Origin of the sequence: Nostoc sp. NMS2 (genome assembly GCF_017115105.1) — a bacterium.
Lineage (GTDB): Bacteria > Cyanobacteriota > Cyanobacteriia > Cyanobacteriales > Nostocaceae > Nostoc.
On record NZ_JABXKH010000069.1, the window covers coordinates 26106 to 41598 of the forward strand.

The window sequence follows — 15493 nt, forward strand, 5'->3', positions numbered from 1 at the left end:
TTGGGGAAGAAAGGCTGCTGAAACTATAAAATTTGTGGATGATTACTGTGAATGGTACAGAAAACTATTTTCAGAACTATAAGACAGGCTTACCAGTAGAAACAGCTTGCTCAATAATCTCAGCAGCTCGACTTACCCCTCCAGCACGCAAAGTAGCTGCTTGTAACCTGAGTGCATTCTGTTTATAAGATTCTTCTGTCAACACCCGCCTAATCGCATTTTGCAACCGGGAAACATTCAGTTTCTTCAGGGTGACAAGCTCACCTGCCCCTGTCCAAGCTATCCGCGCTGCTACTCCTGGCTGGTCATTGGTAATTGGAATAGCAACCATTGGTACTCCATTACTCAATGATTCTAAGGTGGTATTCATTCCTGCATGGGTAATGGTGAGGGTAGTTTTTTGAAGCAATTCCAGTTGGGGTGCATAACCAACAACCAGTGGATTTCCGGGTAGCCCTTGTAAAGACTCTGGAGTCGCAGAACCACCTAAAGAAATAACTAATTGAGCATCTAACTCTTTACAAGCTTCGGCAAAAAAGTTGAAAATTTTCAATAGGCGATTTTGTACAGTCCCCATCGAAGCGTAAATTAACGGTTGCCCAGTCAACTTTTCAAATGGGAAAGATACGGGTTCCCTAGTGATTGTGTTATGGTATGGCCCTGTAAAATGGAAACTAGTGGGTAAATTTTCCCTTGGAAATTCCAACTCGGCAGGCTGTTGGCTGATCTGAGCTAGTTGAGAGTAAGAGTCGTTGGGACTAAAGTGAGGGGGTAACTTCCATTCTCGACGATACTCATCTATGACCTGCCTAATTGGTCGCCCAACACGGTTTAACAACTCATAACCTGCTCTGTTACGTAAGAGTGCCCACCAGGTAGAACTATAGCTCCAAGAGGTGTTAAAAGGTGGAACGCTGATATCCCGATTAATCATCATGGCATTGCAAACGCTGATAAACGGGATGCCCAAAAATTCTGCAATTGTTCCTCCTTCAGGCGAAACTTGGTCTACTAGTAGTGCCTCTACGCCAGCTTCTTTAAGGGCTTGTGGAGCTTCAGAAAGAAATATAGCTGCCATCTTCTGTATCCAAGCGATCGTATATCGCAACGCAGCTAATCCACTAAGTTTTCCTAATTGGGCAAACAATTGCGCCATCGCTCCACGGGGAAACTCAGACTCGCCAATTGCCCAAAATTCCAATCCAGCTGCTAGTGTCTTAGATTGAGCGTCAAGTATACCGAATAGGGTGACACGATGACCACGTTTTTTAAGTTCGTACCCTAGCGTGGTCATGGGGTTGAGATGACCAGTTGCTGCCGGACAGATCAGTCCAAAATGAGTCATAATTCCTGCCTCTGGCTAACTACAATGATGTATACCAAAAAACAGGCAGATAGGCAAAGAAAAGAAATTTTTATTGAGTTAGAAGTGCTTACTGGAGTTTCAAAAATTTATCTAAAGCCATCACCATACTTGGAGGCCAACGGCGGATATTTTTTACCCAGTCGATATCCTTATAGCGGCTATCAAGTCCATAAGCTGCTACCCAGTTACTCTCAGCTTCGCCTTGTTCTCCATTTACCCAATATGCTGCTGTGAGGGCGGCACGCACATCAGCAAATTTGGAGTATTTACGGGCGATATTTCGCATTTCACGGATTGCTTGCTCTTTTTGACCTGTTTCATAAAGAGCGAGAGCATAGTTAGCACGGGCGAAGGCAAAATTTGGGGCTATCAGATTAGATTTTTTGTAATCTGCGATCGCATCATCCCATTTTCCTAAACCTGTTTTGGCATTGCCGCGATTGTTATACGCCATCGCATCATTAGGATCTAGTTCTAAGACATGATTATAATCTGCGATCGCATCGTCCCATTTTCTCAACCCTTCCAACGCCGCCCCCCGATTCAAATATGGATCGGTGACATTTGGTGCTAGTTCTATAGCTTTGTTATAATCTGCGATCGCTTCTTGCAATTTATTCTGGCTCACCCGCGAATTTCCCCGGTTACTCCACGCCCCCGCATTCGTCGGAAATTGCTCAATAATCTTTGTCCAGTAAGTTTCAGCCGTCGCAAAATCACCTTGATTCGTTGCTGTAAAGGCTTGATTTGCCCACTCATCGCCTTGTTTTAACTGTTCTTGAGTAATAGGCGGTTGAGATTGTGCCATGACTGGTGTACCCCAGCCAAACACGAGTAACAGACTGAGAAAAATACCAATCAACTTAATCATCTAGGTTTACCTGTGTCTATTTTGAAAATGGGCATTGGGAATGGGGAATGGGGAGAGATGAGGGAGATGTGGTTCGACTTCGCTCACCAACCGGGAGATGAGGGGAATGAGGGAGATGAGGGAGACAAGGGGAAATTATTGAACAAGTTCTCCCTTGTCTCCCCACTCTTCCTTGTCTCCCTTGTCTCTTCTTCATGCCCAATGCCCCATGCCCAATGCCCAATGCCCAATGCCCATATTTACAATAACGACAACTGTTCATTAGGCGGCGTGAATCCCAAATGCTTATACGCTGCCTTAGTCGCCATCCTGCCGCGATGAGTTCGAGTTAAATACCCAATCTGCATGAGGTAAGGTTCATACACCTCTTCAATTGTTTGAGTATCTTCACCCGTTGCTGCTGCCATTGTTTCTAACCCCACTGGCCCGCCATTAAATTGTTCAATTATCACACTCAACATCTGGCGATCTGTCCAATCTAAACCGCAAGGATCTACTTGAAATAGTTGTAATGCCTCAGATGCAATGCTTTCATTAATCTCTCCAGATATTTTTACTTCCGCATAATCACGGACTCGCTTTAGTAATCTATTCGCAATCCGTGGCGTTCCTCGTGAACGACGGGCAATTTCTGTGGCACCATCTTCTGTAACGGGGGTTTTGAGTAATTGAGCGGTTCGCAGTACAATTTTAGTCAGTTCGTCAACTTCGTAAAATCGGAGTTTTTGAATTAAACCGAAGCGATCGCGCAGTGGTGAAGTGAGCGCACCTACACGGGTTGTAGCTCCCACTAAAGTAAACTTTGACAGTGGCAAACTTCTGATACGAGCGCTGGAACCCTTACCAATAGTAATATCTAAGCGATAATCTTCCATCGCCGGGTAAAGAATCTCTTCAGTCATCCGCGACAAGCGATGAATTTCATCCACAAATAAGATATCGCCTGGTTTCATGTTCACCAGTAGCCCGACAATATCCCGTGGACGTTCTAGGGCTGGCGCACTGGTAATTTTGTAATTTACCCCCATTTCCGATGCTAAAATCATTGCCATTGTAGTTTTGCCCAATCCTGGCGGCCCATACAGCAGCAAGTGATCCAGCACCTCACCACGAGACTTAGCTGCTTTGATGGCAATATCTAACACATCCTTTAAATCTTTTTGTCCAATGTAATCGGCAAATCGGTGCGGCCGAATACCTTCTTCCTGTTGTTCTTGCTCATCAATAGCAGCTTCAGGCTTCAAAATATTTTCTGTGGATGGTGCTTTCGCCGACTCTCGACGCTGCTTTGGTTCTCCATTGGGTTCTGGAGGCTGTTTTTTCGAGGAGATTATCGCCATAATTCAGCTATCAACTTTTAAGGGAACAGAATAATTCGTAATTCGTAATTCGTAATTCGTAATTAGGAATGGGGGGAGGCAGGAGGAGAAAGCAATGCCCAATACTTTGGCTTCTCTCCGAGACGCGACGCGTAGCTTGCTTCCCCGCAGGTGTACGCTCAGTACAAGTGTCCCATGCCCTATGCCCCATACTCAATGCCCGTGAAAATTTTCGTTTGGAAATACCCGCGCCAATTTAAAATTTAAATTCCGGTCAATTACCCAGAAGTACAAAAGTTATTATGTTATCTAAAAGAATCTTACCGTGCTTAGATGTGAAGGCGGGACGGGTTGTAAAAGGAGTTAACTTTGTCAATCTCCAAGATGCAGGCGATCCGGTAGAGCTGGCCAAGGTTTACAACGAAGCCGGTGCTGATGAGTTAGTATTTCTGGATATTACAGCTACTCATGAAGACCGAGCTACTATTTTAGATGTGGTCTACCGGACTGCTGAACAGGTCTTTATTCCATTGACTGTGGGTGGTGGCATTCAATCCTTAGAAAATGTTAAAGCTTTGTTACGAGCCGGCGCAGATAAGGTTAGTATTAATTCTGCGGCGGTGCGCGATCCAGACTTGATTAATCGGGCAAGCGATCGCTTTGGTAATCAGTGCATAGTTGTTGCTATTGATGCCAGACGCAGAAATAACCCGGAAAATCCAGGTTGGGATGTGTATGTGCGGGGTGGCAGAGAAAATACAGGTTTAGATGCCCTATTGTGGGCACAGGAAGTTGAAAAACGTGGGGCCGGAGAACTTCTAGTAACAAGTATGGATGCTGATGGAACCCAAGCCGGGTATGACATCGAGATTACACGGGCTATTGCAAATGCTGTAGAAATTCCAGTTATTGCTTCTGGTGGTGCAGGTAATTGTGAACATATCTACACAGCCCTAACTGAAGGCAAAGCTGAAGCAGCACTACTGGCATCGCTATTACATTACGGACAATTAAGCGTAGCAGAAATCAAAAATTATTTGCGCGATCGCAATGTGCCAGTAAGAACATTATCTTGATCCACAAATTACCTGTTAATGACATCTATCTGAGGTTAGACACACTTCCTAAAAAGGGTGTTAATATTATTTTACAAGTATTAACAAATATTAAAAAATATGTTGCTTCCTATTTTGCTTTTTGATGTAGCTCTAGTAGCGTGGTCGCTGCACTTAATGGAAAAAGCCTACGAAAATAAAGAATTTTCTCTCATGTTGGCTGGTACATTGGTTGCTCTGGCTGCTGCTGCCATGTTAGTAGTTTACTTTTTGATGGGGCACTGTATGACCTACTTGTTGCAAGTCTCGTTGTGAGTGCTAGAGGAGATATTGAAAATTCAGTTTTCATAAAAAGCTTGACAAGGTTCAAAAATTAAGTGATTATGTATAATGGATTTAAAGGGGTTATAGCGCAGTTGGTAGCGCACCTCAATGGCATTGAGGGGGTCAGCGGTTCGAATCCGCTTAGCTCCATTCTTCACTCCCTAATCTTCTCAGTTAATTGAGAGGGTTAGGGAAATTTTTTATTGAAAGCGACGGAAAACTTCATCCCAAGAGTGGGTGTACCGTGATAGTCGCCCCATCGCATGGGGCATAGGGGATTGCTAACTTCTTCCCCATGCCCCATGCCCAAAAACTCCACCCACAAGCAATACCTTCGCCAAATCGAAAAATGTCTCGATTCGTTAGGTTGGGTTTCGTGCCTCAACCCAACCTACCAAAAATGGCGAAGGTATTGCACAAGGGGATGGAGTTTTTTATCAGTATCAATGATTTTTTGATGCCTGGGTCATTTCAAGTTCTCAACTTGACACTTGACTTTCAGACGCTCAACTGAGGCAATATTAACCTTGCAACCATATCAACAAATAGATGCTTGCACACTAAAGATAGCCATCTATGGTATAGAAATGTATAGAATCTTGTAAAGATATAAAATATAGTTGTTAAATGCACACATTTCTAGCTTCTTCCTCAATGCAGCTGTCTGTACCACCAAATCACTTTCAGTCAATGAAGATTGTCGCACTGGGGGACAGCTTAATTTATGGATTCGGCGACCCGGAGAAAGGAGGCTGGATCGAGCAACTACGGCGATGGTGGATGTTGCCGGATAGTGCGGGTCATGTTCTTTATAATTTAGGGGTAAGAGGCGATCGCACGCAACAAGTAGCACAAAGGTTAGAAGTAGAATTTCGCCACCGGGGTGAACTGCGAAATCGTGTCCCCGACTTGATTATTTTATCTGTAGGTGTGAATGACTCAGCGCGGTTAGCACGTCCCGATGGCCGCAATTACACAGATTTTACGCTATTTGAAAAAGAAATTGCAACTCTTTTAGATTTAGCACAGCAACTCTGTCCTGTGTTATTTGTGGGCATGGTGCCAGTAGATGAAGCCAAGATGCCATTTTTAGATTGTTTTTACTATAATCATGTCGAGCAGTACCGCTACAAAGAAGCAACTCGACTTGCTTGCAGCAAACGGCAGATTCCCTATTTAGATATTTTTGAGCAATGGATGGAACGCGGTGAAAATTGGCGGCTCAAACATTTAAGTGAAGATGGTCTTCATCCCAATACACTAGGTTATCAAGCTTTGTTAGAAGATGTGATAGATTGGGATGCGATACATTCAGTAAGCTTTGCCAATGCAGCTTACCATTTTTAATTTAATTATCATCTTAAACAATTCTAATATATAGCGATCCGCTTTGATTATTGAACTGACTTGCGTAGGCTGGGAGTAGGGAATAAGCCTTTTCGATTGATACTTAATTTGTTCAAAAATCAAATAGGAGTCCTATAGATATTTTGGTGCTTTAAAATTAGTCTAGATTCTCATATTTGCCATCTTCGCAAAAACCACAATCTTGCTAAATTTTCAATGAAAATAGATGTAACATCCTTTCACAATCAATCTATAAAAACAGACGCGATTAATCGCGTCTCTACTCCTAAATCCTGTACAGACGCGATTAATCGTGTCTCTCCTTATGACACCAACTTTATTTGGTCGTTGGCAAACTCGATTATTATTACTTGTAACTGTCGGCGTACTTGTATCTTTGCCTTTTGCAATTGGTTGGATTGGCCCTGGTGCTAACTCGGTTTATTTTTGGATACTTGTTTATGTAGGCGTATTTGGCTTAGGTTGGGATGTGCTTTATAACTATCTCCAAAAATTCCGATGGGACAGAGATTGGCCCGCAGCTTATCAACTCTTAGCTGGTATATGGGAATTAGTATTTGTGTTTTGTGGAGTAAAACTGTTTGGCTTTTTACCAATACCTTTACCGAAAGAAGAATTACCGTTAGCAGTTTTTCTATTGCACTATAGCATCGTGTGGCTAGCAGTTTTTATTAGTTCACAAACCCTGATGCGAATTATTTTCCTTCGTTGGCGTTTCCGGGGTGGGGAGTGGTTGTAAAACCTCAAATCTTCAAAATGTTCAATTTGTTTTCACCTATTGATTTGCAAACACTGATAATCTCAGAACCCCGACTTCTTGAAAAAGTCGGGGTTCTTTTTGTTCGCAACTCATTTAGGATTACTATCGTTACTTACAACTTTGCCTTTTTCATCAATTTGAACCACAATCCCCTGTAGGGGCGTACAAATGTACACCACTACTCTATGATTTAATTACCTGAAAGTTGCTCTAATCGAAAATCAACAATTAAATTGCAAATTGAAAAAATTATAAAAAATCATCTATGGCGGTTTTAGTTTGGATCAAATATGTTGTATTGACGTACAGTTATGTGCGTCGCTATAAACATTGGTTGGGGATGGAATTCCCTAAAAAGTCCCTAATCCACAATCCCTAGTTCAATGCAGAGACGCAAATTAAGGAAGTGCAATGTCAAATTTTGATCTGGTTATTCAGCTATTTTTGCAATTCACAGTTATTTTAGCCACTTGTCGCATCGTCACGATTTTAGGACGGCGCTATCTTGGTCAAACCGATGTTGTTTGCGAAATGATTGCAGGTGTAATGCTAGGGCCATCGCTTTTGGGATTGATAGCACCAGATTTTCAGCAATGGCTTTTTCCTAAGCTTCCCATCATCACTGCTGTAGGACTCAAGATACCCAATCCATCGATGTCGATTTTATATGCTATCAGCCAGATTGGGTTAGTAATTTATATGTTTTTGATTGGTTTAGAGTTCAACACTAAACTTTTAAAACATCATATCAAAAGTGCAAGTCTGCTATCTGCTGCTGGAATTATCACTCCTTTTATTTTAGGAGCGATCGCATCTTTTTGGTTTTATCACAATGGCGATTTCTTTCAACCAAAGGTAACACCTTGGTCAGCCGCTTTGTATCTAGGTGCATCCATGACAATTACGGCTTTCCCGATGTTAGCTCGCATTCTTTACGAACGCGGTCTTGCACAAACCCGTTTTGGTACTTTGGCTTTAGGTGCAGCATCGGTAGATGATGGAGTTGCTTGGTGTTTGCTAGCGATCGTCCTTGCTAGCGTGAAAAATTCTCTGAGCATTGCTATATTAGCAATTGGTGGTGGCATTTGCTACGTGCTATTTGCGATTTTTCTCGGACAACCTCTATTGAAAGCGTTCACACGCATGACAAAACGCGATGCAGGTGTGAACAGACAAACCCTGACTTTGATGTTGATAATTTTGATGTTTTGTGCATGGTTTACTGATGTTACAGGCATCTATGCAATATTCGGTGCTTTCGTGCTGGGAGCAGTGACACCACGCGGAGAATTTGCCCAACAAATTCGCCAATATACTGAGTTTTTAACTACTTCTTTTTTGCTACCGATATTTTTTGTCTTCTCTGGATTGAACACTCAAATTGGATTGGTAAATACGCCTACTTTGTGGGGAATTACGCTGTTAATTATTGCGATCGCAATTCTTGGCAAAGGTGTCGCTTGTATGTTGGCTGCAAAATTGGCGGGGGAGAATTGGCGTGAATCTGCAACTATCGGCGCTCTGATGAATGCTCGTGGTTTGATGGAGTTAATCATCCTCAATATTGGTCTTGAGCAAGGTATTATTACCCCGACTTTATTCACTATAATGGTTATTATGGCAGTCATTACTACACTGATGGCATCACCACTGATTGCCTTTTTATTGCACGGTACAAGCTATGATAAATCTTCTGCTTAAGCAAAATTGAAGAAGAATGCAGAATGGGCTAAACCCTAGCTATCCGCTAACAGAATTCAGAATAATGCCTCCGGCATCTGCGAGCAGCAATCTTTAAGTCGGGGATTCAGACCCGCCACTGAATTGTTACACCACCAAATCGTAGATTTGGTGGTGTAAAAACGTCGGTTATTCATCCGCTTTTTCGGTCAGAATACCCAACTGAATTCTGACTCCTGAATTCTGTTCGATAAATATAAAATTAAGTACCAATTAACTAATATTAGTTACATAGGAGTTGGGTAAAATTATCCGCTTAGACTCTAAGCTATAACGGCTAATTTGTTTGTGCCCGCTTTTAACGAATACTACCAAACCAATACCAATTATCTATTTTTTTGTATCGGCAATTCGGAAGTTATTCTAAATTTATCTCCTAAAATCATCAAAATTCATTTTTCACCTCTTCAACTGCGTCCTCTCAGTAATTGACATTACAACTAGGTGCAAATTAATCTTGGTTGTATCTAAAAAACTTGACATTTTCCGGTCTTTTAAAGAATCATCTTAGAGAAACCAGATAGTTAAATGTGAGGAAACCATGCACATAGTTATTCTCGTTCTGGTTGAAGTGCTGATTATTATTGGACTTTCACGGCTAGTAGGGCTAGGATTCCGTTCTATTAAGCAACCTCTGGTAATTGGTGAGATTGTCGCCGGGATTATGCTCGGCCCATCTTTATTTGGTTTAGTTGCTCCCCATATAGCAATTACCTTGTTTCCACCAGAAACTATTCCTTTTTTAAATGTTTTGTCTCAGGTGGGACTAATATTTTTCATGTTTCTGATTGGGCTAGAACTAAATCCCAAATATCTCGGTGGACAATTAGAAGTAGCAGTTTTAACTTCTCATGTCAGCATTTTAGTGCCGTTTTCCTTGGGAACATTGCTAGCTGCAATCCTTTATCCCCTAGTTTCCAATGCAAGTGTATCCTTCACCGCCTTTGCCTTGTTTTTAGGGGCGGCAATGTCGATTACTGCCTTTCCAGTGTTGGCGCGAATCATTACTGAAAACAATTTACAAGGAACACGTTTAGGAACCTTGGCGTTAACTTGTGCAGCCGTGGATGATGTCACAGCCTGGTGTCTCTTGGCAGTAGCGATCGCAGTTGCTCGAACTGGAGACTTTGCTGGTGCTATACCCACAATTATCGCCAGCATAGTTTACATCGGCTTGATGTTGACGGTGGGACGTTGGTTCCTGCAACGCCTTGCCAAACACTACCTACGGGCGGGACGACTCAGCCAACTGCTGCTAGCTGGGATTTATATGGGTGTGGTTGCGTCGGCATTAATTACCGAACTAATTGGGATTCACTTAATTTTTGGGGCATTTTTGCTGGGAGCAGCAATGCCCAAAAATGAAGATTTAGTGCGGGAATTGGCAGTAAAAACCGAAGATTTTGTTTTGATATTCTTGCTGCCCATATTTTTTGCCTACAGTGGCTTAAAGACACAGATTGGTTTGCTCAACCGTCCAGAATTGTGGCTTTTGTGTACGTTGGTTTTAGGAGTCGCGATCGCAGGCAAATATGTTGGTACTTATATTGCAGCCCGTGTCAGTGGCATTAGTAAACGGGAAGCCTCGGCACTCGGTTGGTTAATGAATACTCGCGGCTTAACCGAACTGATAGTACTAAACATTGGTCTAGAGTTAGGGGTAATTTCCCCTTTAATATTTACCATGCTGGTAATTATGGCATTGGTAACTACCTTCATGACCTCGCCACTGCTGGAATGGACATATCCGAAGAAGCTAATCAGGTTAGATATGGTGGAACCGGAGTCGGAAGCAGAAACAGGTATAGATACCTCTGCTGGAGGTGAAACTTACCCTCATCCTTTCCGAATTTTGGTGCCAGTGGCTAATCCAAGTACGCAAAAAGGTTTAGTACAGTTGGCAGTAGCCTTGGCACAGCCCGCCGTCGGTGTCGCTCTCAATTACCGATATCCTGCCGTTGTTAACCCCCTTAGCCTGATTGAATTTCAAGAAGACTATGCTTTTGAAAGTACCCCAATTGAAGCAGATCGATTAATCGCCCAGCGCCGCCACCAACTACAAGAATTGATTAATACTCTCGAACCGCCAGAAACTCGTTCTTGTGTGCATCCTATCGTTCGCATTTCCAGCAACGTTGCCCGCGAAACAGCACAGATTGCCACATTAGAACAAGTTGATTTAATTCTTGTAGGCTGGCATCGGCCAGCTTTTAGTAGTAATCGTTTAGGTGGACGAGTCGGACAAATGCTTACCACTGCACCAGTGGATGTAGCAGTATTTGTAGATAAAGGCAAAGAGCGATTAGAAAGTTTACTCGTACCTTATTCTGCAAATATCCATGATGATTTAGCACTAATACTAGCTCTAAGACTGCTAATCAATAGTGAGACTTGTATGTTGCAGATATTACAGATAGCAGCAAATCACACTAGAGAAGAATTGAGTTACGAACTGCACACGATGATGGAGCAATTACCCACTAGTGTCCGCGATCGCATTGAAATTAAAATTGTCGAAGCCCCAGAACCAATCCAAGCTGTAATTCAAGCCTCAGAAGGTGTTGACTTAACTATTGCTGGCACCAGCCGCACTTGGGGTATCGAACGCCAAACCTTGGGAAGATATACAGATCAACTAGCTATCCAATGTCGTTCTTCCCTGTTGATTACCCGCCGCTACAGCCAAGTTACCGCTCACCTTGCCTCTATGTTGCCTGAAGTTAGTAGTCAAGAGCCAACATTAAGGAATTGAAATTATGAATCATTTCAACTTCAAATCTTTGGCTTTTTACGGAGTAGCAATAATTTCAGTGCTACTGTTGTTTAAAACTGTAACCGTTTACGGGGAAAACAATCTTAAGGCTCCTCCGCCAGTAAACGGTAGGTATCGTCTAACCCTGTCAGAGAATTTGCCGAACTGTGAAAAATCGGATACCCTAACGTTAAACATTCAGCAGTCGGGTATTTACTTAAATGCCTCTATATTACCGGCAAACGCTAACGCCGATACTGACGAAAAGCACTCTCTGGCAGGCATCTTCAGAAATCAACAGTTAAATTTATCTGGAAAAGTTGGTAGATCAATCCTTTGTAATCTTCCTCGCCCCCAAAACGATCCTCTGAATTCAGTCACAATTCAAATGCAACTTGTGGATAAAGGTAATATGACAGGTCAATTAACCGTAAATGGCATTCCACAAACCCTAAAATTTACTGCTGTGCCCGAAAAAGCTAATTGAATTGGCAGTAGAGACGCGATTCATCGCGTCTACAGGATTCATCGCGTCTACGGGATTGAAAGAAAGCGCGAAGTAAACAGCAATGTGAGCGCATTGTATGGGTTTTATGGAGCAGATAAAAAGAATGAATCAGGGACTAAAGACTAGGAAATTTTGCCAATGGCGCAAGCAGCTATTTAATATCAGTCTATTAGGCTTTTGTGCCGCGATCGCCCTTGAAACTTGTACTACTGCTGCTACACCAGTAGCAAAGCTAGATAATTGGCGTTTTTCCCCAAAAACACAGCAACTCGAAATCAACCTTTCAGCAGGCACAACCCCCCGTTATTTCTACTTAGCCCAACCCTCTCGGCTTGTTGTAGATTTACCGAATACCAAGTTGGGCAAAGTTACCACCCAACAAAATTATTCTGGAGCAATCAAAAGCATTCGCGTTTCTCAACTGAATGCAAATGACACGCGCATTGTCTTAGATTTAGCGCCAGGGACTGCTTTTAATCCTAAACAGGTACAACTGCAACCAGTTTCCCGAAAAAACTCCACTCGCTGGGTATTACGTCCGGTTAGTTCTAGTAAAACTACTGCCGTGAAACCACGAAACACCGCATCTTCACCTAAGAAACAACCTCAAACACCGGATAAGTCACAGCCGCCTAGTAACCTACCCGTAACCACTACTAATCTACAAGCGCCCTTACTCACAGTTCCCCCTATATCAAATGACCTGCCCTCAACAATTACTAATAACTCAGGGCAGCCTTTTGTCACTGTACCCCCTTTAAATCCGAATACATCATTTCAACAACCTGCTTTGATTCTTCCCCCTCCTTCTTTCCCAAATCAACCCGATAACTTGAATAACATTCCTCCTTCCAATATGTCGGAATTTCCAGTTCCAACAATCCCCAATGTTTCCAATCCCCAGGTAATTGAGTTTGGTCAACCCCTTCCTAAAAGTAGATAAGCAGGGTGGTTTCATCCGAAGAAAAATACATAAATCCTGATTTCTCGTTTTGTGGCATGACTTTTTACCCCGCTTCCATTATTCTTTCCGAAACGGCTATGGTGTACACACATGTTTGTGGTGGGTGCAAAATGTGGTTTGATTCTCCTTTTTAAGGGGGACTTTGAGGGGTTTTTGCCTTCCTTTTAAGGCTATGGTGTACACACAAGTCTTCGTAAAGCTGCCCCACATCTTGACCTGCAATGCCAATGTATCAACCTGCAATGCTAATGCATCGACCTGCAATGCCAATGTATCAACCTGCAATGCCAGTGCATCAACCTGCAATGCCAGTGCATCTACCTGCAATGCCAGTGCATCTACCTGCAATGCCAGTGCATCGACCTGCAAAGATTAACCCACCTTACGTTACAGGTTACGCAAAATTATTTGGTATTATTCTCCAACTAACTCCTTCACCTTGTTGATAATGCTCACTGGATCGATACCTTGATATGGGTACTGCTCCCACAAACCACCGCAACCTTCTTTATGAGTTCCAAGATGGGCATATTTGGGAGTCAACCCCCGCTCTAGCAGCCAAGAACCGAAACGGCTACCTAAGCCAGTGCGACGGTTGAAGGCTTCTACTACAAGGACAAAAGGAGCATTACCAACTTTGGTAATCATTTCTTCATCAATGATATTTAAAGTTGATTTGTTAATTAAACCAATGTCTAACCCTTCTTGCTTAAGACGCTCTACAGCATCAACGGCACGGTAGAGAGCATCGCCAAAACTGATGATATAACCTTGCGTTCCCTCTCGTACAACCTCATCTTTACCGGGAACAAATTTGTAGCTACTTCCAAATAAGTCATTGCCGTTGCTGTCCTGAATATTGGGGACTTTGGAACGGGTGGAGAAAATAAACCGCAGTCCAGGTTCAAAGAACACAGCTTCTACACAAGCTGTCATTTGATTAACATCTGCTGGGAAGTACAACTGTGTTTCATAGCCATCATCCAAGCCGTTGTCGGCAAACATATTGTTCAAACCGAAATGGCAGGTGTTATCTGCCATATCATCTATACCCGCATGGGAAAAGTGGCACAGAACATTGGAATAGTTCAGCCGTGCCATCGTGATTTCTGAGATACACATTTCTAAGAAGGCGCTGAAAGTCGCAAAAATACCTTGCTTGCTCTTCTCCATCCCGAATCCAGCCGCAGCAGAGAAGTTGCTCCGTTCCATGATGCCGGAGGAAATAAATATTTCCGGGTATGCATCGTGAATTTTCTTCAACCCGCAGGAGCCTTCTAAGTCACTATCGATAACCTTGACTTTTTCTTTACGCTCTGCCTCACTCATGTGACTGAGGACAGCCACCACAGCTTCACCAAAGACATTGCGGTTAGCGCCCCATTTGTCACTAGAACCCAGAAATGTATATGTTTGCTTGGGTTTCTCAATACTTTTAAGGTATTCGATCGCCGCAGTTTGTCCACGAGATTCTAGATATTTAATTGCTAAATCTACAGAAATGACATCATGACCATGAGTGGAGCCTTCTAAACCTTCAATCCCAGGACACATCGGGCGTTTATTGATCAGAGCGATCGCTCCGGGAGTATTCACAGCTTCGCTCATGCGATGATATAAATCGTCTAAGTCTTCGCCATTTCCCTGAAGTACTTTCAAGCCATGACCTTCTAAAGTTTTAGCGACACTGAAACCAGGTAAATATTTAGAAGGATGTCCAGCGATCGTTACATCATTGTCATCAATGATCAGCTTGACGTTGAGATGTTGAGCAACAGCCAAGCGAGCAGCTTCAGCATCGTTACCTTCTTGCTGCGAGCCATCAGAACCGAGACAGAAAACAACTTTGCCTGGATTTGCCATTGCTACACCATTGATGTAAGGCCAAACATGGCCCAGGCGGCCAGAACTAAATTTCACACCAGGAGTTAGCCCTAATTCGGGGTGTCCCGGTAAATGGGAATGTGCTTGGCGATAACGTAAAAGTTGCTCGGCAGGTAAATCACCATGCAACGTTGCCATGAGATATTGGGTAGCAACTCGATGTCCTGCCTCATCAAAGAAAATCGGCACAAATTGCTCCGATGCTCCCCGGAAAAAGGCATCGAGGATCGTTACCTCTGGTACTGTATCGTATGGTCCACCAGTATGACCACCCACTCCGCTAGCAGCGCCAGTCGCTGTAAAAAAGACGATCGCATCTCGGCAGAGTTGAATATTCGCTTTTAGAGTCTCTCGCTGTTCAGCTGTAAGGCTGGAATTGGCTGGATTGAGCGCTAAAGGTTTGTAAGCACTGAGATCAATTGGAAATTGGGTATTAATAATAGTCATGGTTTATTGATTGAATAAAAAACAATTTGAACAGACGGGACACGCGATCGCACTACAAAAAAAATTGTTAAAACCCCGATTGGGCAACAATTATCCAAGATCAAGTCAACCACTTGGAACCATTGTGGAACCGTG

13 protein-coding genes and 1 tRNA gene are annotated in these 15493 nt (G+C 43.0%); 10 read left to right on the forward strand and 4 right to left on the reverse strand.

Features of this window, described 5'->3' with window-relative positions:
• Nucleotides 1-76: 76 nt before the first annotated feature.
• The 3 genes from HWQ36_RS14230 to ruvB all read right to left on the reverse strand — a co-directional run bounded on the left by HWQ36_RS14230 (nucleotide 77) and on the right by ruvB (nucleotide 3577).
• Nucleotides 77-1345, reverse strand: a complete 1269-nt coding sequence (locus HWQ36_RS14230) for a glycosyltransferase (protein ID WP_292703672.1) — start codon at nucleotides 1343-1345, stop codon at nucleotides 77-79.
• Nucleotides 1346-1433: 88 nt separating this feature from the next.
• Nucleotides 1434-2237: a tetratricopeptide repeat protein gene (locus HWQ36_RS14235; protein WP_292703675.1), complete on the reverse strand. Its 804-nt coding sequence runs from the start codon at nucleotides 2235-2237 to the stop codon at nucleotides 1434-1436.
• Nucleotides 2238-2476: 239 nt separating this feature from the next.
• Nucleotides 2477-3577, reverse strand: coding sequence for a Holliday junction branch migration DNA helicase RuvB (gene ruvB, locus HWQ36_RS14240; protein ID WP_190935508.1), 1101 nt, complete (start codon nucleotides 3575-3577; stop codon nucleotides 2477-2479).
• Between the two features lie 281 nt (nucleotides 3578-3858).
• Between ruvB and hisF the strand changes: the two genes are divergently transcribed.
• The 10 genes from hisF to HWQ36_RS14290 all read left to right on the forward strand — a co-directional run bounded on the left by hisF (nucleotide 3859) and on the right by HWQ36_RS14290 (nucleotide 13473).
• Entirely contained in the window at nucleotides 3859-4632 is a 774-nt protein-coding gene (gene hisF, locus HWQ36_RS14245) for an imidazole glycerol phosphate synthase subunit HisF (RefSeq protein ID WP_114081963.1), read from the forward strand.
• Nucleotides 4633-4731: 99 nt separating this feature from the next.
• Nucleotides 4732-4926 carry a hypothetical protein gene (locus HWQ36_RS14250; RefSeq protein ID WP_292703686.1) on the forward strand — a complete coding sequence of 65 codons (195 nt, stop codon included), beginning with the start codon at nucleotides 4732-4734 and terminating at the stop codon, nucleotides 4924-4926.
• Nucleotides 4927-5012: 86 nt separating this feature from the next.
• Nucleotides 5013-5085, forward strand: a tRNA-Ala gene (locus tag HWQ36_RS14255).
• Between the two features lie 477 nt (nucleotides 5086-5562).
• A complete protein-coding gene (locus HWQ36_RS14260; protein ID WP_292703689.1) occupies nucleotides 5563-6282 on the forward strand; it encodes a GDSL-type esterase/lipase family protein in 720 nt (239 codons plus the stop codon).
• Between the two features lie 325 nt (nucleotides 6283-6607).
• Entirely contained in the window at nucleotides 6608-7042 is a 435-nt protein-coding gene (locus tag HWQ36_RS14265; RefSeq protein WP_292703889.1) for a hypothetical protein, read from the forward strand.
• Nucleotides 7043-7474: 432 nt separating this feature from the next.
• Complete coding sequence (locus HWQ36_RS14270; protein ID WP_292703693.1) at nucleotides 7475-8764, forward strand: cation:proton antiporter; 1290 nt, start codon at nucleotides 7475-7477, stop codon at nucleotides 8762-8764.
• Between the two features lie 580 nt (nucleotides 8765-9344).
• Nucleotides 9345-11555: a cation:proton antiporter gene (locus HWQ36_RS14275; RefSeq protein ID WP_292703696.1), complete on the forward strand. Its 2211-nt coding sequence runs from the start codon at nucleotides 9345-9347 to the stop codon at nucleotides 11553-11555.
• Nucleotides 11556-11559: 4 nt separating this feature from the next.
• Nucleotides 11560-12042, forward strand: coding sequence for a hypothetical protein (locus HWQ36_RS14280; protein WP_292703699.1), 483 nt, complete (start codon nucleotides 11560-11562; stop codon nucleotides 12040-12042).
• 124 nt (nucleotides 12043-12166) lie between these two features.
• On the forward strand, nucleotides 12167-13006 hold the full coding sequence (locus HWQ36_RS14285; protein WP_292703702.1) for an AMIN domain-containing protein: 840 nt from the start codon (nucleotides 12167-12169) through the stop codon (nucleotides 13004-13006).
• Between the two features lie 248 nt (nucleotides 13007-13254).
• A complete protein-coding gene (locus HWQ36_RS14290; RefSeq protein WP_292703705.1) occupies nucleotides 13255-13473 on the forward strand; it encodes a hypothetical protein in 219 nt (72 codons plus the stop codon).
• Here HWQ36_RS14290 and HWQ36_RS14295 read toward each other — a convergent pair.
• Nucleotides 13442-15358, reverse strand: coding sequence for a transketolase C-terminal domain-containing protein (locus HWQ36_RS14295; protein WP_292703708.1), 1917 nt, complete (start codon nucleotides 15356-15358; stop codon nucleotides 13442-13444). The genes HWQ36_RS14290 and HWQ36_RS14295 overlap by 32 nt on opposite strands.
• Nucleotides 15359-15493 lie beyond the last annotated feature (135 nt).